We start from the raw sequence: 25,020 nt of genomic DNA, 5'->3' as shown, positions 1-25,020 counted from the left end.
ATTTATTGGGAATAAATTATGAAAAATGTTGGTTTTGTAGGATGGCGTGGAATGGTGGGTTCTGTTCTTATGCAACGTATGGTTGAAGAGCATGATTTTGATTATATCAATCCTGTATTCTTTTCTACTTCTCAAGCAGGTCAAGCAGCTCCTATCTTCGGTGGTAAAACAGGTACATTACAAAGTGCAGATAATATTGATGCATTAAGGGCATTAGATATTGTTGTGACTTGCCAAGGTGGTGATTATACCTCAAAGATTTACGCAAAATTACGTGCAACAGGTTGGCAGGGTTATTGGATTGATGCAGCTTCAACGTTACGCATGGAAGATGATGCAATTATTGTTCTTGATCCTGTAAACAAAGCTAATATTCATGCTGCTTTAAATAGAGGTATTAAAACTTTTGTAGGCGGTAATTGTACGGTTAGTTTGATGTTAATGTCATTAGGTGGGTTATTTGCTGAAAATCTTATAGATTGGGTTTCTGTTTCGACTTATCAAGCGGCATCTGGTGGTGGTGCTCGCCATATGCGTGAGCTATTAACTCAAATGGGTATGCTAAATGCCGAAGTAGCAAAAGAGTTACAAGATCCGCATTCCTCTATTTTGGATATTGAGCGTAAAGTGACACAAAAAATGCGTGATGGTAGTTTACCTACTGATAATTTCGGTGTGCCATTAGCAGGAAGTTTAATTCCTTGGATCGATAAAGCGCTAGATAATGGACAAAGTAAAGAAGAGTGGAAAGGGCAAGCCGAAACCAATAAAATTTTGGGAACAAGTCAGATTATTCCTGTTGATGGACTTTGTGTTCGTATTGGAGCTTTGCGTTGTCATAGTCAATCGTTTACGATTAAATTGAAAAAAGATATTAGTGTGCCAGAAATTGAAAAGCTTCTTGCTGCACACAATGATTGGGTAAAAGTCGTGCCGAATGATCGTGATGTTTCGATGCGTGAACTTACCCCAGCAGCAGTAACAGGCACTTTAACAACACCTGTTGGGCGCTTACGTAAATTGAATATGGGCAAAGATTACCTTTCTGCTTTTACGGTTGGTGACCAATTATTATGGGGTGCGGCTGAACCATTACGTAGAATGTTACGCATTTTAGCCTAATTAGAAATAAAATAGAAAAACCCGATTTATCGGGTTTTTTCAGATTGATGACAAACCTCGATATAATTCGGGGTTTATTTTTTTATTTAAACCATAAACAGGATTTTTAATTTGGATTTTATTAAATAAATTAAAAAATGGCCTAAAAAAATGTAACAAAAATAGCTTTATCGCTATTTTCTTGATATTTTGAGCCGTTGCGGCCAATAAACACTGCATTTGAACCTGTGCTCTTCCCCTAAATCTTGCATAGCGATGTCCGTGGTGTTGTTTAGCATCAGCAAAACTGCGATCTACGGTCTCTTTTCGCCGAGCATAGACTTTTTTACCCCACTGACTTAAACGAATCTCATTGGCTTTCTCTTTATATGCTTCCCAGATATGGCGTGTGATGACTTTCTGTGTATTTTTACTCTGTGTACACTGTGACAATAACGGATAGACTTTGCAGGTTGCTGCATCAGAATGATAATGACGATAACCTTCTCTGCTGGTAGTTTTATATATTAATGATTTCCCGTTTGGGCAAGTATAAGTATCGGTTTGACTATTATAGATAAACTGCTTTTTTCTGATAGGATTCGCACCATGACTGGCACGGCGATAACCCAACACCGGATATATCTGCTCTGCCAGTAGTAAATGGCAAATGGGCGCTGTAAAATAGCCTGCATCAAGACCCACACCAACCGGATTAAAGCCAAATCGCTCTAACTGGCGTTTTAATCGAGCCATATAAGGCTGAGAATCATGGACATTTCCCGCTGTAACATAGGTATCGGTAATTAAATTATGTTTGCCATCAACCGTTCGATGATCTAAGTAGAAGAACCCTTTAGGCTTACCTTCCCGATGCATAAAGCCACTATCCGGATCGGTAGTACTGACTTTGACATCCTTATATTTCTCTACCGTCGATGGCTTTAAGGCTTTTTTCCGTTTAATTCTCTTTCTTCGTTGATGGCTTGATTAAGCGCATCAACATATTGACTGGGCTCAACAATACGCTGCTCATTACGTGCCTTGCCTTTATTGGCATTTGCTTTTAGGTGAGTACTGTCCGTATATAAAACCCGACCACTTATCAACCCTTTGGCAATGGCTTGCTCAACAATATTATCAAAAATCTGTTGATAGATTTCACTGTCATTAAACCGACGGCGACAATTTTGGCTGAGTGTTGAGGCGTCAATCACTTTTTCGGTTAATCCCATTCCCAGAAACCAACGGTAAGCTAAATTGACCTGAATTTCCTGAACCAGACGACGCTCACTGGGAATACCAAAAAGATACCCCAATAGCATAATTTTAAACAGTCTGACCGGATCTTCTGCCGGACGACCGTTATTAGGGCAATAAAGTGGTGCTACCGCTTCTCGAATAAATTCAAAATCAATGACTTTAGCTATTTTACGAACAAGGTGATTTTGAGGGACAAGCGCATCTAACGAGATTTGCTCTATTTTTTCGGGTGTCGCTGGCGTTAGTTTTTTTAGCATAGAAGAATTCCTCTTATCATGGACTCTTCTCTATTAGATCAAAAAACTCGCCAAAAAGCGAGTTCTTTGTCATCAATCTGGAAAAACCCGATTTATCGGGTTTTTTATAACAATAGATTATGGTTCTTTTTCATTCAATAACGTCACTAATAGTGATCCATTAAATAAAGCTTGCTGCACTAATGCAAATGCGCCAATTGCTGAGCTGTCGTTAAGGGAAGAACAAGTGATAGTTAGGTTTTTCCGTAATCCCTCTAAGCTTTGAGCATTTAATGCACTATTAACAGCAGTTAATAGTATTTCGGGCGACTTGGTAAGTTCTCCTGCTAACACAATTCGCTGTGGGTTAAAGATGTTAACCATAATTGCAACTGCTCTACCAAGATTTTCACCTGCATCCTTAACTAACTTAGTAGCTAGTTCATCGCCTTGATTAGCATACTGACAGATATGATATATATCACAGTGTTCTAATGTTAACTTCGATATATAACCTTGCTCAATCATCTGTTTAGCTCGGTATTCAATTGCTTTATTTACAACTCGGTTTTCCAAGCAACCGAAGTTACCACAATGGCAACGTTCACCTAATGTATCTACTTGAATGTGCCCAACTTCACAAGCGCTTTGATTGTGGTTAGTAAGCAACTGTTGATTAACGATAACACCAGAGCCTACCCCGCGATGTACTCGGATTAAAATAGAATCATCAACATGTTGTGTTGAACCAAAATAACTTTCGGCTAATGCTAGACTTTGAATATCATTTCCTAGAAAAATAGATACATTGAATTCCTTTTGTAGTATCTCACCTAAAGCCCACTCTTTTACTTGAATATGTGGAGTGTATCGGACAATGCCATTAACTGAGTCAATCAAGCCTGGGAGTACAATAGATATTGCAACTAAATATTTTATTTTTTTGCTGTTTACCTGAATAAATTCTTTAATCAATGCAATTAGATATTCTTGAACTTGTTGTTGAGTAAAATTGATAAGTGAGCATCTTTTTGATGTAAGGCATTTAGCCCCTAAATCAAAAAGCTCTATTGTGACGTGGGATCGACTTAATTGTACGGCAATTGCTTGGTAATGTCCAAACTTAGCTTCGATTGAAACTGCAGGTCGTCCCCCCGTTGATTGTTGTGCATCAACTTCTTTAATTAATTTTTTTTTAAGAAGTTGACGGGTTATTTTGGTAATGCTTGCAGGAGCTAATTGGCTGATTTCGGCCAATTGAATACGAGAAACAGGTGCTTGCTGAACAATCAAACGGTAAATCATTGCATAATTTAGCTGTTTGATTAATTCAGCGTTGCCAACTAAGTTCAGATAATTAAATTTCATATATTACTCAATATTTTTCATTAACTATCTGATATTCTAGCGACTCACTTCTCCATTAACAACAGTTTTAATTATTGTAAAGTCACGATTAAATACAACAAGGTTTGCAATTTTACCCTCACTAATACTACCAAGATCTTTATCCACACCGATTGCTTTGGCAGGATATAGCGTTGCCATTCTTAACGCTTCATCTAGTGCAATACCGACATATTCAACTGTGTTTTTTACGGCTTCAATCATGGTTAATGATGAACCACCCAATGTGCCATTTTCATCAACACAGCGACCATCTTTATAATAAATGGTTTTACCTGCAAATACTCCCGACTCTAAATTAGAAGCGGCAAGTAGCATAGCGTCAGTAACTAAAATTAAATGATCTTGTTTTATTTTGTGACTATTGCGAATATTTGCCCAACTAACATGTTGACCATCAGCAATGATACCAACATAAACTTCTGGTTCATCATAAATTGCGCCAACTACACCAGGCTCTCGCCCTGAAATATAAGGCATAGCATTAAATAGATGCGTTCCTAAACGAATGCCATCATTAAAGCCACGACGGCAGTCATCATAATGACCATTTGAATGACCAACCGAAACATGAATGCCTGCATTAACCAATTGCTTGATGAAATGGCTTTCAACTCTTTCTGGCGCTAAAGTAATGATTTTAATTACATCAGCATTTTCGCAAAGGAAATTAATCATTTCTTTTGACGGCTGTCGAATAATATTTTCGTCATGAATTCCTTTTTTTTCAGGGCTGATATAAGGTCCTTCAAGATGCAATCCAAGTGCTTGATTAGGATGCGTAGCTAAGTATTCACGCATCACTTCAACTGCCTTTATCATAAATTCATCAGTTGATGTAATTAATGTAGGCAAATAGCTAGTACAGCCAGAAATAAGATTTGTGGCCTGCATGGCTTCTAATGTTTCAACGCTCAGTGCATCAAACGTTTCATTAAATTGCACACCACCACAACCATTAACTTGGATATCAATAAATCCAGGTGCAACAAGTGCACCTTGTAAATTTTCAATTTTGATATCTGTAGGTAATTCGTTTTGTTTACAGACTTTTGTAATTTTATCTCCATCAATAATAACAGCGTGGTTATCAAGGATCTCATAGCCTGTATAAAAACGGCAATTTGTTAATGCATACATTGAATTATCCTTTATAAAACGGTCACTTTAAGATTATCAGCTTCCATTTGTTTAAAATATTTTAGTGTTTTCACTTTAAGATCATCAGTACTTGGTTCATCACAAACAATAATTGATGCAGGATGCATTTGTAGTGCAGTGACAGTCCAAAGGTGATTAACAGATCCTTCAACACCAGCTTGTAATGCTAAACTTTTGTTATGACCACAAACTAATAAAATAACTTCCTGTGCATCCATTAAAGTTGCAACACCAATGGTTAACGCATGTTTTGGTACTTGATTCACATCATTATCAAAAAAGCGAGAATTAGCAATGCGTGTATCTTCAGTTAATGTTTTGATGCGTGTACGTGAACAAAGTGAAGATCCTGGTTCATTAAAAGCGATATGTCCATCTTGACCTACCCCCCCAACAAAGATATTAATTTTGCCGTAAGCTTTGATCTTGGCTTCATATTGACGGCACTCTTGATCAATATCTGGCGCATTACCATTTAATATATGGATATTGTTTTTATCAATATCAATATGATTGAAAAAATTTTCGTACATAAATGTGTGGTAGCTTTGTGGATGCTCTTCTGGAATACCAACATATTCATCCATATTAAAGGTTACAACATGTTTAAAGCTGACGTTACCTGCTTTATATTGTTTAATCAATTGTTGATACATAACTAATGGTGAACTACCTGTTGGCAGCCCCAATAAAAATGGACGATCTGCGGTAGGTTTAAACTCATTAATTTTATTAACAATGCGCTGTGCAACCCAGGCACCGACTTCTTGTGCATTTTCTAAGGGAATAAGTCTCATGTGCTGTTACCTCTTGTGATATAATTAAAAACTTTTTTCTTGAAATAAAATATGTTGTCTTTATTTTACTATATTAAACTAATTAATCAAAAAAAATGGTGATTTAAATCACAAAAAGAGAATAATTAATTTGCGAAGTAAAATAAATAATATAGAGTGGAATAATAATACTTAATTATCATCACTTAAAGATGTAAAATTTTATTACTTTTTATTATATACCCCTAATAACTATATGAGGTTAAACTTATGGGAATTTTAGCTTATATGCAACGTATCGGGCGTTCATTGATGGTACCTGTGGCAGTTCTACCAGCTGCTGCAATACTACTAGGAATTGGATATTGGATCGATCCTAATGGTTGGGGGCAAAATAGTATTGTAGCCGCTTTTTTAATTAAATCTGGCGGAGCAATTATTGATAATATGCCAATACTTTTTGCTATTGGTGTGGCTTATGGTATGTCTAAAGATAAAGATGGTGCAGCCGCACTTGCTGGGTTAGTTGGCTTTTTAGTGGTTACAACTTTACTGTCTCCTAGTTCGATTGCACTATTTAGTGGTATTGATACAAAAGCAGAAAATTGGTTAGAAAAAGTTCCTGCTGCATACCAAAAAATAAATAACCAATTTATTGGTATTCTCGTTGGTATTATTTCAGCTGAACTTTACAATCGTTTTAGTCAAGTGGAATTACATAAAGCATTAGCATTTTTTAGTGGTAAAAGGCTAGTGCCTATTATCGTATCGATAGTTATGTTATTGGTTTCTGCTGTTTTATATTTTATCTGGCCATCTATTTATGATGCATTAGTTGCTTTTGGTAAATATATTAAAGATTTAGGTTCAGTGGGTGCTGGTATTTATGGGTTCTTCAATCGTCTATTAATTCCTGTTGGTTTACATCATGCACTTAATTCTGTTTTTTGGTTTGACGTTGCAGGTATTAATGATATTCCAACTTTTTTAGGTGGACAAAAGTCAATTGATGATGGATTAGCTACAATTGGTATTACGGGTCGTTACCAAGCTGGATTCTTCCCAATTATGATGTTTGGCTTACCAGGAGCTGCGTTAGCTATGTATCATACAGCAAAAAAAGGTAATAAGGATAAAACAGCTTCAATTATGTTAGCCGCTTCATTTGCTGCATTCTTTACTGGCGTTACTGAACCATTAGAATTTGCGTTTATGTTTGTTGCGCCATTACTTTATGTTTTACATGCTATTTTAGCTGGTATTTCACTTTATATTGCCGCAGCGATGCAATGGATTGCAGGATTTGGTTTTAGTGCTGGCTTAGTTGATATGTTACTTTCTAGTCGTAATCCACTTGCTGTACATTGGTATATGCTTATACTTCAGGGTTTAGTGTTCTTTGTTGTTTATTATGTTGCATTCCGCTTTGTTATTGTGAAATTTAATCTTAAAACACCAGGTCGTGAAGATGAAGTGGAAACAACCCAAAGTGAAACGAAAAAATCAACGCAAGGTAATACAGATACAACAAAAATTGCAGAGCAATATTTAGCAGTTGTTGGCGGTAAAGAAAACCTAACCAATATTGATTCTTGTATTACACGTTTGCGTTTAGGCGTTAATGATTCGGAGCTTATTGATGAACAAGCTGCTAAAGCCCTTGGTGCAATGGCAGTAATAAAATTAGGTAAAACAGGGGTACAAATTGTGGTTGGTCAGCAAGCAGAAAAGATTGCAGATCAAATGAAAAAGTTAGTTTAGTTAATTAAAATAAGAGTTAAATCAAATTAAACCATAATCTACTCCTATTTAAGTATAATGAAAAAATAGAGTGGATTATTTATTTGATTTAATCATATACAAAATACTATTAGCTTATTTATAAATACTAGAATGTATTTATAAATAATCAGAAAAATCAGATAAAATAAATAAAACAAATAGTCTTATTGAACGATTTTTATTTAGGTATAATGCCTATTATTGCAGTGTAATATGTTGTATTTTAGTCTAGAATTAGAATCGAAAAATTACATCTTGAAGAGTTAATAATTGAGTTAATAACTGATTATTAATGACTTTACTAGGAATATTATGAGGTATTTGAATTAGATTTCTCGATTTGAGTGAAGATTCACATACGTACACATCATCAATATCATAAAGCTCAAGCATATTAAAAGTTGCAATATAATTACGCATTAAAATTTTATGGGGTTGTTGTTCTGGTAATAAATGGAATACACCATCATCAATAAAAAAAACAGAAATGTGGTTAATGACTGATATGGCCAATGCTATATCAAGAGCTTCTCGGCCTTTGGCATTTCCGTGAGGTGGTGAGCTAATAATAATTGCTAATTTTTTCATTTCAGTATCTTAAGTTAAAACTGAATAGTTCGATCTGTTGTTGCAATTGATTCACTTAGTTCTCCAAGGCCCGTTAAATGAAAATAATCTGCGAGATTATTTTTAATAACGCCACGCCTCTGAGCGGCAGCAACACAAACAGTTAAAGTTAAAGGGTATGTTTTTGCTAATTCCTGCCATGCAGAGATTAAATCAAATTCATCATTAGCGGGATCAGTATAACTGTTGCCATTATAAACACCATCAGCATAAAAAAAGATATTTTTAATGGTATGGGGAGTCTGTGACAGTAAAACTTGTGCAAATTGATATGCACAATAAGCAGATTGGGTCCCATAAGCAGGACCCATAACAACAAGAGTATAACTCAATGAATCAATCAAGTTAGTTAACTTGTTGTTCTTGATTTTGAGCTGGCTCTTGATTTTTATCATTTTTATCCCCATCAATGCCAAGCAATTCAACTTCAAAAATTAAAGTTGATGCAGGTTGGATTCCAGCTTTACCTTCTTGACCTGGAAGACTTTGGTCACCATAAGCTAAATCAGGTGGTACAACAAGTTTGATTTTTCCACCAATTCCGATCAACTGAATTCCTTCTGTCCAACCTTTGATAACAGCATTTAGTGGAAATGTTGCTGGTTCACCTCGATCATAAGAACTATCGAATTTACGTCCGTCAGTTAGTGTTCCTGTATAATGAACAATAACTGTATCTTGAGTTGTTGGATGACGATCTGAACCTTCTTGAGTGATTTGATAAAGTAACCCTGATTTTGTTTGTTTTACTCCATCTTGTTTAGCAAATTCTGCACGGAATTTCTCACCAGATGCTGTATTTTCAGTTTTTTCTTTTTCAAAGCGCTCTTTGTTTTCTTTTTGGATTCTTTTACCAAATTCATCTAAGATGGTTTTCACTTCATCTTTTGAAAGTTGAGAGGCATCGCGGAAAGTTTCATTAAAGCCACTGATTAAATATTCTTGGTCTGGTTTAATTTCATTTTGTTCTAAATTTGACTTCATGTATGTTGCAAATGATGAACCTAATGCATATGCTTCCTTTTGTGCATCAGTTGAAATTGTTACTTTATTTGATGAATTTTTTTCATCACAACCAGCTAATGTTAATACAATTGCGCTGCTTACTAACGTCATTTTAATCAATGATTTCATTCTACTTCTCCAGATTATAAACTTTTTGGGTAATTATCTTAGTTATTATATCTGATTTGATATAAGATAATAAGGGTTTACAAATCATTTATTTTATAAATCTATAGTAATCCATAGATAATATATTAAGGAAAGCATCTTTTGCAATTTAAATCATCCTTGAGTGAAAGTGGTATCCTCAGTTATAATGTTAAAAATTTATAGTAATAATGTATAAGGATAGCTATTTTGACTACCGAACTTAATACCCTTGATGTTGAAGAAATCATCAGCCTGTTACCTCATCGTTATCCGTTTTTAATGGTTGATAGAGTTCTTAGTTACGAGAAAGGTAAAACACTAAAAGCGATAAAAAATGTTACTGTGAATGAGCCATTTTTTCAGGGGCACTTTCCAAATAAACCCATTTTTCCTGGTGTTTTGATTTTAGAAGCAATGGCCCAAGCGACAGGAATATTGGCTTTCAAAAGCATTGAAGAGCTATCACCAGGTCAACTTTATTATTTTGCTTCCATTGATAAAGCTCGTTTTAAACGTCCTGTTGTACCAGGAGATCAACTTATTCTAGATGTTGAATATATTAAAGAACGTCGTGGTATTGCATTATTCCATGGTGTTGCAACTGTCGATGGTAAGTTAGTTTGTGAAGCTGAAATGATGTGTGCCCGTAAATAATCGTTTTTTAGCATTTCCCCCCAAAACAGTATTAAGGAATAACTATGGCAATGGAGATACATCCAAGCACAGTGATTGAAAAGGGAGCAAAAATTGGCGATAACGTCAGAATTGGTCCGTTTTGCTTTATTGGTGAGAATGTTGAAATTGGTGACGGTACTTTTTTAAAATCACACGTTGTTATCAATGGTCACACAAAAATTGGTAAAGATAACCAAATCTATCAATTTGTTTCGATTGGTGAGGTAAACCAAGATTTAAAATATCGTGGAGAGCCAACACGCACTGAAATTGGTGATCGTAATATGATTCGTGAAAGCGTAACTATTCACCGTGGCACTATTCAAGGTGGTGAATTAACGCGAATTGGTAGTGATAATTTATTGATGATTAATGCACATGTTGCTCACGATTGTCATATTGGTGATCATTGTATTTTAGCAAATAATGCCACTTTAGGTGGGCATGTTCAATTAGATGATTATGTAATTATTGGCGGAATGACAGCCGTTCATCAATTTTGTGTGATCGGATCACATGTTATGGTTGGTGGTTGTTCAGGTGTTGCTCAGGATGTTCCACCTTATGTTATTGCCCAAGGTAATCATGCAACACCTCATGGCGTAAATTATGAAGGCTTAAAACGTAGAGGGTTTAGCAAAGATGCTTTGCAGGCGATTCGCAATAGTTATAAAATCCTTTATCGAAATGGCTTATCGTTTGAAGAGGCAAAAGTTGAAATTGAAACCATTGCCAAGCAACACTCTGAAATCCAATTGTTTATTGACTTTTTTGCCCGTTCAACGCGTGGCATCATCCGTTAATGGCTAATGAAACAGTAGTCATTGCATTAGTCGCAGGAGAAGCCTCGGGCGATATTCTTGGAGCAGGATTGATTCGTGCGCTAAAAAATTACCATTCTAATATTGAATTTGTAGGTATAGCGGGTCCGAAAATGCAAGCCGAAGGCTGTAAAGCTTGGTACGAAATGGATGAATTATCGGTCATGGGAATTGTTGAAGTATTGGGTCGATTACGCCGTATTTTATCTATTCGCCGAGATATCACTAAACGCCTAGTTAAACTCAAACCCGATATATTTATTGGTGTTGATGCTCCCGATTTTAATCTTTCCCTAGAAGGAAAATTAAAGCAAGCTGGCATTAAAACGATTCATTATGTTAGTCCATCTGTTTGGGCTTGGAAGCAAAAACGCGTTTTCAAAATTAAGCGTAATACTAATCTTATTTTAGCCTTTTTACCTTTTGAAAAAGTCTTTTATGATAAGTTTGATGTTCCTTGTCGCTTTATTGGGCATAAGATGGCGGATGATATTCCTTTAAATCCAGATCAAACAACTATGCGTCAACAATTAGGTGTTCCCTTAAATAGCCTTTGTTTATCATTATTACCAGGTAGCCGTCATGCTGAAGTGACATTATTATCAGCACCTTTTTTAAAAGCAGCAAAGCTATTGCGAGAGCGTTATCCTAATATACATATTCTAGTGCCTTTAGTTAATGCTAAAAGACAAAAAGAATTTGAACAAATCAAAGCTCAAGTTGCACCAGAACTTAAAATACAGTTACTACATGGTCAAGCCCGTGAAGCGATGATTGCAAGTAATGCAGCAATCTTAGCATCGGGGACTGTGGCATTAGAATGTATGTTAACTAAGTGTCCAATGGTAGTTGGGTACAAAATGAAAGCATTCACTTTTTGGTTAGCTAAAAAATTAATTAAAACGCCTTATGTGTCTTTACCTAATATTTTAGCCGGTAAAGAGATTGTACCTGAATTGTTGCAACAAGATTGCACACCAGAAAATATCGCCAACTGTATTATCCCTTTTTTAGAAGGGGATAATTCAGTATTGAAAGACACCTTTCTATCTTTGCATAAACAAATCCGTTGTAATGCTGATGAACAAGCTGCACAAGCTGTATTGGATGTTTTAAATAAATGATATCCTAATGATAATGTTAGAGGATTTACCTTGTTGTTAGAATTTACTTACCCCGATGCTACATTAATTGCTGGTGTCGACGAAGTTGGACGAGGTCCACTTTGTGGCGATGTTGTTACGGCTGCAGTTATTTTAGATCCTAACAAGCCCATTAAAGGCTTAACTGATTCTAAAAAACTAACCAAAAAAAAACGAGAACATCTATTTGATATTATCAAACAAGATGCTTTAGCTTGGAGTGTTGCAAGAGCATCTGTGGACGAAATTGATAAATTAAATATATTACATGCTTCCATGCTTGCTATGCAGCGAGCTGTATCTAAATTACCTATTAACCCCGATTTTGTATTAGTTGACGGCAATCGTTGCCCCGATTTTGGTATACAAACACAAGCTGTAGTTAAAGGCGATTTATTAGTGCCAGAAATCAGTGCTGCGTCTATTTTAGCTAAAGTTACACGCGATCGTGAAATGGTTGAGCTTGATAAATTATATCCACAGTATGGACTTGCTAAACACAAAGGTTATCCAACTAAAGCGCATTTAGCTGCAATAAAGGAACATGGTATTAATCATTTATACCGTAAAAGTTTTGGACCAGTTAAGAGTTTAATATTATTTTAATTCACCATTGTTTATCAAGCGTTGTCAGCAATTGTGAGTTAAAAATAGAAACTGGTAAAATGACCATTTCTTGATAAGGAATTTTGTTTCCATTTCACGGCAGACGATGAAAGATTAAAATCTTTGATGGTTTGTAATTGGCCAATTTTCAATTTAAGTGCCTTATCATAAATTATTTTCCAAACTAATTGCTTTAATTTAGCAATTTCGCTATTAGGGTCTGTTGATCTTTTGTGTTCATATATTAATCAATAATACATTGGTAGCCACATAAGTATAAATGCCAGCAATAACATGCAGGCATAATTGCTTTCTAATTTATCATATCTTTTTGATATTGAACGATACTGCTTAATTATGTCAAACGTATTTTTAATTAAATGGCGATATTTATACATATATCAATCCATGCTATTAACAGAAAGGTGGATTTTAGTTGAGTTTCCTCCATAGTTTTTTCCTATCTGTTCTTAATGCTGAGTTGGTGAATTTTGAGCTATGTTGATGCGCTCACATAATAGAATCATCGAGGAAAGCCCATTCGAGATTAGCTATACTTAATAATTTTTTGATAATATATTAATATGCCTTTTCTAGACCATAAATTAAAACGTCTATAGACTGTATTCCATTAACCAAATATAGTTGATTAATTTCGCCAAGGAATACCCGTTCTCATTCGGAATCGTATTCCTTCAAATGTCATTATGCCATTTAAAAAATTACCATCAAAGATAACCTCCCCATTCATTATTACTCGTTAATGGCTATCTTACTTATAAAATTGATACTAGAATAGCAACTAGATTTATTAATAACGATCAGCGATAATCTTAACCCAATCTTACTAATAATTAGTGTTGTTATGTTTACCATTTATCATTCAAATCAAGTCGATTTACTCAAAACATTATTGAGTGAATTGATGCGCAGGCAACCATTAGAGGAGGTGTTTACACCTGATATAGTCATGGTGCAAAGCCAAGGTATGGCACAATGGTTGCAAATTGCGTTAGCGGATGAACTTGGTATCGTGGCTAATGTTGATTTTCTTTTTCCAACTCAGTTTATTTGGCAACTTTATCAAGTCTTGTTACCAGAGGCGCCAATTGAAAATAGCTTTAATGTTGAATCAATGAGTTGGCGTTTGTATTATTTGTTACCTCAAGTTATTAAACAACCTGAGTTTAGCGCGCTTAAACATTATCTTGATATTGATAAGCAAGATAAAAAACGGTATCAGCTTGCAACGCGTATTGCACGATTATTTGACCAATATTTAGTTTACCGTCCAGATTGGCTAGCAAAATGGGAGGCAAACCAGACTGTTGCCGAATTGAATCATCATTCTGATGAAACGTGGCAAGCGGAGTTGTGGCGAAAACTAATATCAATTAGCCAACCTTATCATCGCGCTAATATTTATCAACAAATGCTTGAAATGTTATTAAATAATAACTTTGAACGTTCACGTTTAGATGCATTACCTAACCGTATTTTTATTTTTGGTATTACTTCTCTTCCTCCTATTTATCTTTCGCTACTTTCAGCACTTGGCCAACATATTGATGTCCATTTAATGTTTAATAATCCGTGTAAATGGTATTGGGGCGATATTGCTGAAAAACAGTTGTCAGATATATTAAATACACCCGATAAAATACCCAATCCTCTGTTAACCTCATGGGGAAAACTTGGGCGTGATAATCTATTTTTGTTACAAGAATTTAATAATAAGCAAGATATTGAAGCGTTTGCCGATCAGGATCGTTCTTGTCTATTACATGCTATTCAGCAAGATATTTTAGAACTGTATCAAACCGATTTTGATAATAAAACTTTTGCCGTAACAGATAAGTCGATTTCGTTTCATGCCTGCCATAGTGAACAACGTGAAGTTGAGGTATTGTATGACTACCTGCTATCGGTTTTTGATGCAGATCCTACGCTGGAGTTGCGCGATTGCATAGTTATGGTATCAGATATTGATAAGTATGTTCCTTATATTCGAGCCGTCTTTGGTAATGCTGTTGAAAAGCGCTATTTACCTTTTACTATTTCAGATCAAAAAGCACGAAATATCGATCCTATCGTTCAAGGCTTTTTTGCCATTTTAAATTTTCCAAATAGTCGATTTAAAGCAGAAGAACTATTTAATTTACTTGAAATCCCTGCTATTGCCGAAAAATTCGCTATTAACGAATCTCAATTAACCTTGTTGCGAACTTGGATTGTTGAGTCAGGCATTCGTTTTGGACTTGATAGTGCACATAGTTGGTTATTTGGGCTTGAGCGGTTATTACTCGGTTACACGATGAACAGTGAACAAGGCGGTTGGCAACAAATATTACCTTATGAGGGTGCAACAGGTTTAGATGCCGAATTAATAGGCCAATTAGCCGAATTTATTAAAGTTGTAAGTAAGTGGTTTGCTATCTTAAATGAAGAAAAACCGCTAATTAATTGGCAACCTTGTTGCCTTGAATTAATCAATGACTTTTTTGTAAGTAATGTTCAACGTGAATCCATTTTATTGATGATCGAAGAAGAATGGCAAGAACTGATTAATAGTGGATTATCGGCTTGTTATACAGATAATATTTCTATCACTATTCTACATGATGCTATGCAATCACGCTTAGAGCAAAATCATTTAGCGCATCGTTTTTTAGTTGGTAAGATAAATTTTTGTACCATGATGCCAATGCGTTCTATTCCATTTAAAGTTGTTTGTTTACTTGGTATGAATGACGGCGATTATCCAAGAACGTCTCTTCCACTTGATTTTGATTTAATCGCACAACATCCAAGACGAGGGGATCGTAGCCGTCGCACAGATGATCGTTACCTTTTTTTAGAAGCAATTTTATCTGCGCAAAAACAGTTGTATATCAGTTATATTGGTCGCGATATGAAAGATAATAGTGAACGTTATCCTTCTATACTTGTTGATGAGTTTTGGGAATATATTGGCCAATATTATGGCAAGGCTAAAAATAATACAGATGGCACTACAAATAGCTTAGATTTTTTACGTGTAAACCATACACGCACACCGTTTAATCCCCAAAATTTTTTACAAGAACCCAAAAGCTATGCCGATGAGTGGTTACCTGCAGCATTGCAACAAGGTGAAAGTCAGTTATTTATTAGTGAAATACCAATTATTAGTATAGATAATATTAATCTTGATGAATTAAAACGATTTTACCAGCACTCTATTAGGCTATTTTTACAAAAACGGTTTAATTTTTATATAAATTATCTGGATGATACCTTACCAGATGCCGAAAACTTTAATCTTGATAGCTTAAAGCGCTATCAATTAAACTTACAGATTTTAAATGAATTAATTGCCAATAGATCGCAACAATCAGATGATTTCTATCAACGATTAGCGTTAACAGGTGACTTACCAGATGGTGCGTTTGGTGAAATTATTTATGATAATCAACTTGAATCACTGCAACCTTTGGCCAATAAAGTTGAGCAAGAACGTTTAGTTATGACAACGCAAGAAGTTAATTTAACCATTTCATCTAATGATCAACATTACCAATTACAAGGTTGGTTAACTCACATTCAAGACGATGGTATATTGACATGGCGACCGTCAAAGCTTTCGATTCGCGATGGTATTTCGTTGTGGATTGATCATTTGATTTATTGCATTTTAAATCCTGATAAAATTGATAGTCAAAGTCGTATGTATGGTCGGGACGATAATGAATGGCGATTTTCACATTTAAATGCAGATCAGGCTTTAGCCATATTAACTAATTTAGTTGAAGGCTATCTGCAAGGTATCAATGAACCATTATTAATGCCATTAAAAAGTTCGTGGAGTTGGTTAATTACAGCTTATGATAAAAAAACAGGTCAGATTATCGCTAGTGAAAGAGCTATCAATCAACTTTTAAATTCATGGCAAGGCGGATTTAACCAATCCGCCGAGTGTGACAGTTATTATACTCGTCTTTATCCTGAGTTAACCGATACACTGATTGAACAAATTATATTTACTGCTGAGCGATTTTTATTGCCAATTTTATTACATCAAACAACGGCAGAATAAGAGGCATTAGCATTATGTTTATTGATACACATTGTCATTTTGATTTTCCACCTTTTAGTGATTTTCTTGCTGATTCAATAAATAAGATTCGCCAAGCGAATATCGTTGGGTTAATTATACCCGCAGTTAGTGCTAACTATTTTGATGCTGTTTTACAACTTACGAATAAATACCATGAACTTTATGCCGCTTTGGGGTTGCATCCTATCTATCAACATACTATGGCTGATTTAGAACTATTAACCAATATTGTTAAAACAAAACCTAAAAAATTAGTTGCCATTGGTGAAATCGGGCTCGATCGCTACGATTTAAGTATCGATTGGCAACAACAATTATTATTTTTTAGGTCGCAATTAACAATTGCCAAACAGTTTGATTTGCCCGTTTTAATACATTCACGCAAAGCGCACGATATTATGTACCGTGAATTACACAAGGCCAATTTACCTTGTCGTGGCGTCATACATGGATTTTCAGGTAGCTATCAACAAGCCATGCAATTTGTTAAGCTGGGTTATTATATTGGTGTAGGTGGCGTAATTAGTTATGAACGTGCGAATAAAACTCGCAATACAATTGCTCAATTACCACTTAGCAGCCTAGTACTTGAAACAGATGCGCCCGACATGCCATTAAGTGGGCGTCAAGGTCAAGCAAATCGCCCTGAATATATCACTGAGGTTTTTAAAATATTGACACAATTACGCACTGAATCACCAGAACACATACTTAACACAATTTTAGCAAATACCTTGACGCTATTTAGTGGAATCAATAGAATAAAAATTTAACAAGCAACTAAAATAAATTTACTATTATTATGAAGTTATTTTAGTAAACCAACGACAGTAGGTTTATATGGCTAGACAATTGAATCAACTATTTGCTCAATCTATTTCCTCCCTCACCCGATTATTTCCTTTGTGGGCAGTTTTGTGTGCGGTTATGGCCTATTTTTCTCCTGATACTTTTACACCTATACGTCCCTATACATCACAATTACTCATGTTTGTGATGTTCACCATGGGAGTTACATTAAGTATTGATGATTTTAGACGTGTAGTCACCAAACCTAAAGCGGTGGTTATTTGTACTTTGTTACATTACATTGTTATGCCGTTAACTGCTCTAATTTTATCAAAACTGTTTACAATGAGACCAGAACTATTGGTTGGCATGGTGTTAGTTGGAAGCGTAGCTAGCGGAACAGCATCAAATGTGATGATTTATCTTGCCAAAGGTGATGTTGCATTGTCTGTTACAATTTCATCTGTTTCGACACTTGTGGGGGTAGTTATAACACCACTGATAACACTACTATTAGTTGGAACAACAGTTGAAGTCCCTGTTTGGGGAATGCTTGTACATATTGTACAGATTGTACTAATACCGATTATATTAGGATTAATTGTTCACCATTTCTTAAATGCTATTGTTAAAAAATGTGAGCAATTTTTACCACTTTTATCAATGATTTGTATTTTATTAATTATTTGTATTGTAGTAGCAGGTAGCCATACTCAAATTGGCCAAGTGGGGGGCACTGTTATTTTTGCAGTTGTGATTCATAATGCGTTAGGATTGCTTGGTGGTTACTGGGGAGGACGTTTATTTGGTTTTGATGAATCAACCTGCAGAACCATGTCACTTGAAGTAGGAATGCAAAACTCTGCCCTTGCAGCTACTTTAGGCACCACCTACTTTTCAGCTTTATCAGCTCTACCTGCTGCAGTATTTTCTGTTTGGCACAATATTTCAGGTTCATTACTGGCTGGTTATTGGCAAGGTAAACCAGTAAAGAATAAGAAAAAATCCAATCATTAACAAATAATATTGTAAAATAGCATTCATCAGCTCTCTTTCTTAATCAACTCTAAGTAAGAGAGCTTAATTTTCTGAGCTTATATCCAACCGCTCCACTAGCATTTAAATTAATTTTAGGCCAAATTAAAATGAATAGCGAATTACAGTTACCACCGTTTGTCTATCGTATATTACCGTGGATTGCGGCGTTTGCATTCTTTATGCAATCACTTGATACCTCGATATTAAATACAGCTCTCCCCACTATGGCTAACGACCTCAATGAGTCCCCATTAAATATGCAATCAGCCGTGATAAGTTATGCTTTGACCCTTGCATTATTTATTCCTGTTAGTGGTTTTTTATCAGATAAATTTGGCACTAGAAATATTTTTGTCATGGCCGTTTCACTATTCACACTGGGCTCATTACTTTGCGCTTTATCTAATTCATTAATTTTTTTAGATATATCACGAGTGATCCAAGGTGTTGGTGGCTCGATGATGGTGCCTATATCACGTTTAGTATTGATAAAATCTTTTAAGCGTAGTGATTTTTTAGCTGCGTTAAATACAGCCACGATTCCTGGATTAATTGGTCCCGTTTTAGGGCCAGTATTGGGAGGATATCTAGTTGATATGGTAAGTTGGCACTGGGTGTTTTTTATTAATTTACCCATTGGTATTTTAGGTATAATAATTAGTTGGAAATACATGCCTAACTTAAAAGGCCAACACATGCCTTTTGATCTATTAGGCTTTATATTTATTGTTATTAGCTTTATTAGCGCCACTTTGAGTGTAGAGATTTTAAACCAAAATCAGACATATTATTGTCCATTACTACTTGCGACAATTAGTCTACTTTTTTTATTTATTTATCGTGAATATGCAAAAAAGAAACAAACTCCATTATTCCCACTATCGCTATTTAAAATCCGTACGTTCAAAATAGGAATTATCGGAAATTTAATTTGCCGATTAGGTATATCAGGAGTGCCTTTTCTTATTCCACTATTATTACAAGTGGGATTTGGTTATTCAGCTATTTTTGCCGGCATTATGTTGATGCCAATGGCCATTGCTTCAATTTGTACTCGAATCTTTATTCCACGTATTTTAGCACGTTTAGGTTACCGTTTCGTACTAGTTACTAATACAATTTTAGCTGGCATAATGATTATTTTAATGTCCGTATTAAATTTATCGACACCACTTATTCTTATCAGTTTATTGCTATTTTGTATCGGTGGAATCAACTCCATGCAATACACGTCCATGAATAGCATAACCTTAGCTAATCTAGAAAACGACAATACAAGTAGTGGCAATAGCTTAATGGCAGTAAATCAACAATTAGCAATTAGTTTTGGTACCGGATTGGGTGCTGTTTTATTACGCTTAATTAGCACCACAACAAGTACTATTCACTCATTTCAGTTAACATTTGTTATACTTGGTATGATTACCGTTTTATCAAGCATTATTTTTGCACAATTAAAAAAAGAAGACGGACAAAATCTAACCAATCATCAGCAAGAAATAAGGAGATAAATCTATGTTCCAGTACCAAATCATCCCAGTTACAGCTTTCCAAGAAAATTGTAGCATCATTTGGTGCGATCAAACCATGGAAGGTGCATTTATTGATCCCGGAGGTGAACCCGAACTGCTTATAAAAGCGGTTGAAAAGCTAGGCGTTAATATTAAGCAGATTTTATTAACCCATGGACATTTGGATCATGTCGGTGCTGCAACTATATTGGCTAAACATTATGATGTGAAGATTATTGGACCAAGCCAAGAAGATGAATTTCTATTAACAAGTTTACCACAACAAAGTACACAATTCGGTTTTCCTTATACTGATAGCTTTTTGCCTGATCGTTGGTTAAAAGAAGGTGAGCAGATTCAAGTTGGTAATATTAGCCTTGATGTACTTTTTTGCCCGGGTCACACTCCGGGACATATTGTTTTTATTAACCATTTGGATAAGCTGGCTTTTGTCGGCGATGTATTATTTAAAAGTAGTATAGGAAGAACTGATTTTCCACGAGGCAACCATGCCGATTTAATTTCATCAATCACTAATAAATTATTACCACTTGGGGATGACTTTATTTTTGTACCAGGCCACGGACCTATGTCTAGTTTTGGTCATGAACGAGTTAGTAATCCTTACTTAGTTTAAGTAACAAATTATTTTAATTATCACACTCTTTATTTTAGAGTGTGATAAAAATATCCTATATTCCACTCCAATGTAAACAAATTAAAAACAAAAAAGTTTACAACAATAATAATTGCGCTATTATAGTTCTACTATTTATATAAAAGGTAGAAAATAATGAAACTTCAACCGACTTCGTATTATCCAACATTTATCACTACACTTGTAAATTTATCTTCTTGGCAACGTAAATTATTAACCACAACAAGTGCAGCATTACTTTTAGGATTAGCCGCTAACATTAGTATTCCAACTTACCCTGTTCCATTTACATTACAATCATTGGCTGTATTGTTAACTGGTGCTTTTTTAGGTCGTAAACTAGGTGCATTAGCAATACTCCAATACCTTATTTTAGGTGCAATTGGGTTACCGCTATTTGCCAATGGTAGTGGTGGAATTATGGCGTTAGCATCACCATCTTCAGGTTACTTATATGGCTATGTATTTAGTGCCTATTTAGCAGGGTTTGCAGCAGAAAGAGGTTATGATCGTCACTTTATTTTAGGTTTAATTGCATTCGCTTGTGCGCATCAATTGTTATTTGTATTTGGCGTTGTCTATTTAATGGGCTATTTACACATCACGCTAATTGATGCTTTAAAAGTGGGTTATCTGCCATTTGTTGGTGTGGATGCGCTTAAATTTATTATTGCAACTTGTGTAATGTTTTCGCTATGGCGCTATCGTGCTAAAAAACAATAATATCCAATGTGGAGATATTATCTTCCAAAGCCTAAAAAAAAATAATGCTTTTAATGGCGCTGTAAGCCTTTCAGGTGCATTGTCAAAGATAGATGAAATAACCAAAAGTATTAATCATGTTGGTTTATATATTGGAAATAATACCGTTATTGAAGCAACGCAAAACTATGGCGTGATTGAACAATCGTTTACTAATTTTATTTGTGCAGCTAAGCACAATATCATTGGTAGAATCCATGATTTAGTTGTTATTCAAAATGCATTAAGACGGGTAAAGAAATGCTTGGGTTCACCTTACAATCACAGCTTTCATCCCAATGCAGATGGGTTTTATTGCAGTGAACTAATTACTTATGCCTTTAAAACTGAGCAAGGTAATAATTATTTCGCATTATATCCAATGAATTTTAAAGATTTAGCGACAAATGAGATTTTATCTTATTGGGTTGATTATTATCGCGATCTAAATCAGATTATTCCACAACATGAACTAGGATCGCACCCACAGCAATTACTTAGACAACGCCATTTATTCAAGACAATCCTAACACTTGAATGATAATAAAAGGAGGAAATTTTACACAAAAAAACATTTAAAATAATTTAACTATTGACATAGCGCCATTAAATCTATAATATGCGCGCTACATTTCGGTTCCTCCATAGTTCAGTCGGTAGAACGGCGGACTGTTAATCCGTATGTCACAGGTTCAAGTCCTGTTGGAGGAGCCAACTTTCAGATTTTCATATTTATCTTTCCCTGTTGTTTCATATTTTAAGTGATTTCTTTTTACCTATTTTTTATCGTGTTAGTTCAAAATTCTGTATTGCAATTGCAAATAAATTATTCATAATAACTCAAAAATAAATTTATATCCTTTGATATAAATTTTATCAAATCATAATGTTAATAATGATATTTATAGACAAGGAGGAGTTATTAATGCATATACATTTTATTATTCATGAGGATTTTGAAGCGCCCGGAGCTTATGAACAATGGGCGATAAATAATCATCACACTATAACTTATTCTCGCGTTTACCTTAATGAACCACTTCCTAATAGCATTGATGATATCGACTTTCTTATTGTTATGGGCGGTCCACAGTCACCATCAACGACCAAACAAGAATGTGCTCATTTTGATTCTAAAGCAGAACAAGCCATTATTTTATCAGCAATAAAAGCAGAGAGAGTAGTCATTGGTGTATGTCTTGGTTCACAATTAATCGGCGAAGCTCTAGGGGCAAATTATAGCAACAGCCCAGAAAAAGAAATTGGCAAATTCCCTATTATGTTAACTCAAATCGGTAAAACAAATCCTTTGTTTACTGATTTTGGTAGTACATTAGAAGTCGGTCATTGGCACAATGATATGCCAGGTTTAACCAAAGATGCTCAAATTATTGCGTATAGTGAAGGGTGTCCTCGTCAAATCATTGCATACAGTAAATTTGTTTATGGTTTCCAATGCCATATGGAGTTAACACCTGAAGTAGTCGAATTATTAATTACCCATTCACAAAAGGAACTTAGCCAAGCAGAAAAATACCGCTTTGTCGATACACCTGATAAGCTTCGCTCTCATGATTACACTGAAATGAATCAAAAACTTTTCACTTTTCTCGACAAGTTAAGCCAACGCTATCTGTCACCTTTAGAAAAATAACTGATTATATCTTGTCGATAAGGGAATGGAAAATATGCAGGATATTATTATCGATAAACCGATAAAACGCAGTAAATTAAGGCTAAAATTAGGCAAAGAATATTTTATCTTAAAACGAAAATTTGATTGGTGGCGACATCGTAACGCATATTGCACTGTCGACATAAATAATAATACATGTTGTTATTCACACAAAAAACATCAGTCTGTTTTATTAAGACAACTAAAAGATGTTGATATGTATTTACAATATAACAAAATCACTAATCTTAGATTAGCAATTGAAAAACTTAATGGTTCAATCATTAAGCCTAATCAACGTTTTTCGATCTGGCAAAAAGTAGGACGCCCATCCAAAAAAAGGGGATTTTTAGAAGGACTATCATTACATAATGGACAGATAGGCAAAGATATTGGTGGAGGATTATGCCAATTAGGTAATTTGATTTATTGGATTGTATTACACTCCGATCTTACAATCATAGAACGTTGGCGTCATAGTTTTGATGTTTTTCCCGATATTAATCGAACGATTCCTTTTGCTTGTGGCGCCACCTTATCTTATAACTATGTAGATTTACAGTTAATCAATAAAACCAATAGCACTTACCGGCTTAATCTTTGGCTTGATGATCAATATTTACATGGCGAATTACTTGCTGATACCCCCTTAAGTAATCATTATGAAATCCTAGAAACCGATCATCGTATTGAACAACAATGGTGGGGAGGTTATACCAGACATAATAAAATATGGCAACGTAAAACACATTTAATTGATAACCATGTTGAAGAAAAGCTCATCAGCGAAAACCACGCAATTATGATGTATACCCCATTTATAGCAAATAATGAAGACGAATTGAAAAAGCAATAGTCATTCTGATAACAGATAGTCACTAGCTATCTAAGTGATAGTTTGAGAGCTATACTAATAGCCCGTATACTCATGAAATAAAGTAGTTAATAATACCTAATATATGAAAGGAGCAAATTTCATGGCTTATACTTTACCTCCATTACCTTATGCTTATGATGCATTAGAACCTTATATTGATTCTGAAACTATGCATCTGCATCACGATAAACATCATCAAACCTATGTGAACAATGCAAATGCCATTCTTGAAACTTTGCCAGCTGAATTAAAAGAACTTTGCCCTAGCACTTTGTTAAAAAATTTAGATAAAGTACCTGCTGACAAAATTACGGGTATTAAAAATAACGTAGGTGGTCATGTTAATCACACTCTTTTCTGGGAACTATTAAAAGTTGGTACTAAACTAAAAGGCGACCTAAAAGCGGCCATCGAAAAAGATTTTGGTTCAGTTGATGCATTTAAAGAAAAATTTGCAGCAGCGGCAGCAACTCGATTTGGTTCAGGTTGGGCTTGGTTAGTATTACAAAATGGTAAACTTGAAGTCGTTTCTACAGCCAATCAAGATTCACCGATAATGGGCGAAAAATTTGCTGGTGTTTCTGGTACGCCGATTTTAACACTAGATGTTTGGGAACATGCTTATTATTTGAAATATCAAAATCGCCGTGTTGATTACATTGGTGCATTTTGGAATGTAGTTAATTGGGATAAAGTTGCTGAGCTATACGCTGAAGCAAAAAAATAACTCGATTGTACTCATATCCTTTTCATCTTAAAAAGTGGCGCCTAGTGCGCCATCTTTTCTTTTTGAGCAATGCTTTATTTACTGAGTCAAAGTCAAAAATAGTAATTGGCAATTGCTAAATTATGCCCAAATCCGCTACAATGGACGCTTGTTTAA

General features: G+C 35.0%; 23 protein-coding genes, 1 tRNA gene and 1 pseudogene. 17 read left to right on the top strand and 8 right to left on the bottom strand.

Going from position 1 to position 25,020, the window contains the following annotated elements; genetic code table 11:
* The first annotated feature begins 18 nt into the window (after window positions 1-18).
* A complete protein-coding gene (asd, locus tag GYW75_RS09965) occupies window positions 19-1,122 on the top strand; it encodes an aspartate-semialdehyde dehydrogenase (RefSeq protein WP_085165501.1) in 1,104 nt (367 codons plus the stop codon).
* 39 nt (window positions 1,123-1,161) lie between these two features.
* Here the strand turns inward: asd and GYW75_RS09960 are convergent.
* The 4 genes from GYW75_RS09960 to nagB form a co-directional block, all read right to left on the bottom strand.
* Window positions 1,162-2,621, bottom strand: a protein-coding gene (locus GYW75_RS09960; RefSeq protein WP_238786467.1) for an IS1182 family transposase whose coding sequence is annotated in 2 segments (ribosomal slippage) — window positions 1,162-2,048 and window positions 2,048-2,621 — 1,461 coding nt in all. Because the reading frame shifts where the segments join, the coding sequence is not laid out codon by codon here.
* Window positions 2,622-2,738: 117 nt separating this feature from the next.
* Complete coding sequence (locus tag GYW75_RS09955) at window positions 2,739-3,968, bottom strand: ROK family protein (protein WP_065561627.1); 1,230 nt, start codon at window positions 3,966-3,968, stop codon at window positions 2,739-2,741.
* Between the two features lie 36 nt (window positions 3,969-4,004).
* The gene (gene nagA / locus GYW75_RS09950) at window positions 4,005-5,147 is read right to left on the bottom strand and encodes an N-acetylglucosamine-6-phosphate deacetylase (protein ID WP_065590749.1); all 1,143 of its coding nucleotides are present in this window, start codon (window positions 5,145-5,147) and stop codon (window positions 4,005-4,007) included.
* An 11-nt stretch (window positions 5,148-5,158) separates the two neighbouring features.
* A complete protein-coding gene (gene nagB / locus GYW75_RS09945; protein WP_034910836.1) occupies window positions 5,159-5,965 on the bottom strand; it encodes a glucosamine-6-phosphate deaminase in 807 nt (268 codons plus the stop codon).
* 249 nt (window positions 5,966-6,214) lie between these two features.
* Here nagB and nagE point away from each other — a divergent pair, with 249 nt between their 5' ends.
* Window positions 6,215-7,705, top strand: a complete 1,491-nt coding sequence (gene nagE, locus GYW75_RS09940; protein ID WP_174799279.1) for an N-acetylglucosamine-specific PTS transporter subunit IIBC — start codon at window positions 6,215-6,217, stop codon at window positions 7,703-7,705.
* A 255-nt stretch (window positions 7,706-7,960) separates the two neighbouring features.
* Here nagE and tusC read toward each other — a convergent pair whose 3' ends face one another.
* The 3 genes from tusC to fkpA are packed head-to-tail and all read right to left on the bottom strand — an operon-like array spanning window position 7,961 to window position 9,487.
* Window positions 7,961-8,314, bottom strand: coding sequence for a sulfurtransferase complex subunit TusC (gene tusC / locus GYW75_RS09935; protein ID WP_174799278.1), 354 nt, complete (start codon window positions 8,312-8,314; stop codon window positions 7,961-7,963).
* A 14-nt stretch (window positions 8,315-8,328) separates the two neighbouring features.
* Window positions 8,329-8,694 (bottom strand): sulfurtransferase complex subunit TusD, encoded by a 366-nt coding sequence (gene tusD, locus GYW75_RS09930; protein WP_366941233.1) that lies wholly within the window; start codon window positions 8,692-8,694, stop codon window positions 8,329-8,331.
* 4 nt (window positions 8,695-8,698) lie between these two features.
* Window positions 8,699-9,487, bottom strand: coding sequence for an FKBP-type peptidyl-prolyl cis-trans isomerase (gene fkpA / locus GYW75_RS09925; RefSeq protein WP_174799277.1), 789 nt, complete (start codon window positions 9,485-9,487; stop codon window positions 8,699-8,701).
* Window positions 9,488-9,715: 228 nt separating this feature from the next.
* Between fkpA and fabZ the strand changes: the two genes are divergently transcribed.
* The 4 genes from fabZ to rnhB are packed head-to-tail and all read left to right on the top strand — an operon-like array spanning window position 9,716 to window position 12,752.
* A complete protein-coding gene (gene fabZ, locus GYW75_RS09920) occupies window positions 9,716-10,162 on the top strand; it encodes a 3-hydroxyacyl-ACP dehydratase FabZ (RefSeq protein ID WP_174799276.1) in 447 nt (148 codons plus the stop codon).
* Window positions 10,163-10,206: 44 nt separating this feature from the next.
* Complete coding sequence (gene lpxA, locus GYW75_RS09915) at window positions 10,207-10,986, top strand: acyl-ACP--UDP-N-acetylglucosamine O-acyltransferase (protein WP_174799275.1); 780 nt, start codon at window positions 10,207-10,209, stop codon at window positions 10,984-10,986.
* A complete protein-coding gene (lpxB, locus tag GYW75_RS09910) occupies window positions 10,986-12,128 on the top strand; it encodes a lipid-A-disaccharide synthase (RefSeq protein WP_174799274.1) in 1,143 nt (380 codons plus the stop codon). The genes lpxA and lpxB overlap by 1 nt, the downstream gene beginning before the upstream one ends.
* Window positions 12,129-12,161: 33 nt before the next feature.
* Window positions 12,162-12,752 (top strand): ribonuclease HII, encoded by a 591-nt coding sequence (gene rnhB / locus GYW75_RS09905; RefSeq protein WP_174799273.1) that lies wholly within the window; start codon window positions 12,162-12,164, stop codon window positions 12,750-12,752.
* Window positions 12,753-13,000: 248 nt separating this feature from the next.
* Here the strand turns inward: rnhB and GYW75_RS12815 are convergent.
* Window positions 13,001-13,458 (bottom strand): annotated as a pseudogene (locus GYW75_RS12815) (transposase); the annotation flags it as partial.
* Between the two features lie 159 nt (window positions 13,459-13,617).
* Here GYW75_RS12815 and recC point away from each other — a divergent pair.
* The 11 genes from recC (at window position 13,618) to GYW75_RS09845 (ending at window position 24,864) form a co-directional block, all read left to right on the top strand.
* Complete coding sequence (gene recC, locus GYW75_RS09895) at window positions 13,618-16,827, top strand: exodeoxyribonuclease V subunit gamma (RefSeq protein ID WP_174799272.1); 3,210 nt, start codon at window positions 13,618-13,620, stop codon at window positions 16,825-16,827.
* A 14-nt stretch (window positions 16,828-16,841) separates the two neighbouring features.
* Complete coding sequence (locus GYW75_RS09890; RefSeq protein WP_174799271.1) at window positions 16,842-17,621, top strand: TatD family hydrolase; 780 nt, start codon at window positions 16,842-16,844, stop codon at window positions 17,619-17,621.
* A 67-nt stretch (window positions 17,622-17,688) separates the two neighbouring features.
* Window positions 17,689-18,654, top strand: coding sequence for a ketopantoate/pantoate/pantothenate transporter PanS (gene panS / locus GYW75_RS09885; protein WP_174799270.1), 966 nt, complete (start codon window positions 17,689-17,691; stop codon window positions 18,652-18,654).
* A gap of 128 nt (window positions 18,655-18,782) precedes the next feature.
* Window positions 18,783-20,186 carry a DHA2 family efflux MFS transporter permease subunit gene (locus GYW75_RS09880; protein ID WP_174799269.1) on the top strand — a complete coding sequence of 468 codons (1,404 nt, stop codon included), beginning with the start codon at window positions 18,783-18,785 and terminating at the stop codon, window positions 20,184-20,186.
* Window positions 20,187-20,190: 4 nt separating this feature from the next.
* Complete coding sequence (locus GYW75_RS09875) at window positions 20,191-20,823, top strand: MBL fold metallo-hydrolase (protein WP_065561679.1); 633 nt, start codon at window positions 20,191-20,193, stop codon at window positions 20,821-20,823.
* 156 nt (window positions 20,824-20,979) lie between these two features.
* Complete coding sequence (locus tag GYW75_RS09870) at window positions 20,980-21,567, top strand: biotin transporter BioY (RefSeq protein ID WP_174799268.1); 588 nt, start codon at window positions 20,980-20,982, stop codon at window positions 21,565-21,567.
* The gene (locus GYW75_RS09865; protein ID WP_174799267.1) at window positions 21,551-22,126 is read left to right on the top strand and encodes a YiiX/YebB-like N1pC/P60 family cysteine hydrolase; all 576 of its coding nucleotides are present in this window, start codon (window positions 21,551-21,553) and stop codon (window positions 22,124-22,126) included. The genes GYW75_RS09870 and GYW75_RS09865 overlap by 17 nt, the downstream gene beginning before the upstream one ends.
* Before the next feature lie 97 nt (window positions 22,127-22,223).
* Window positions 22,224-22,299 (top strand) — tRNA-Asn (locus tag GYW75_RS09860).
* Between the two features lie 211 nt (window positions 22,300-22,510).
* Window positions 22,511-23,239, top strand: coding sequence for a type 1 glutamine amidotransferase (locus GYW75_RS09855; protein ID WP_174799266.1), 729 nt, complete (start codon window positions 22,511-22,513; stop codon window positions 23,237-23,239).
* Window positions 23,240-23,273: 34 nt separating this feature from the next.
* Window positions 23,274-24,116: a VanW family protein gene (locus tag GYW75_RS09850; RefSeq protein ID WP_065590684.1), complete on the top strand. Its 843-nt coding sequence runs from the start codon at window positions 23,274-23,276 to the stop codon at window positions 24,114-24,116.
* 121 nt (window positions 24,117-24,237) lie between these two features.
* Complete coding sequence (locus GYW75_RS09845; RefSeq protein ID WP_174799265.1) at window positions 24,238-24,864, top strand: Fe-Mn family superoxide dismutase; 627 nt, start codon at window positions 24,238-24,240, stop codon at window positions 24,862-24,864.
* Window positions 24,865-25,020: the final 156 nt, after the last annotated feature.

Source organism: Gilliamella sp. ESL0232, from assembly GCF_013346885.1.
Taxonomy (GTDB): Bacteria; Pseudomonadota; Gammaproteobacteria; order Enterobacterales; family Orbaceae; genus Gilliamella; species Gilliamella bombi.
The sequence above is the reverse complement of the archived record's forward strand: the minus strand, read 5'-3'. Positions and strand labels throughout refer to the sequence as shown.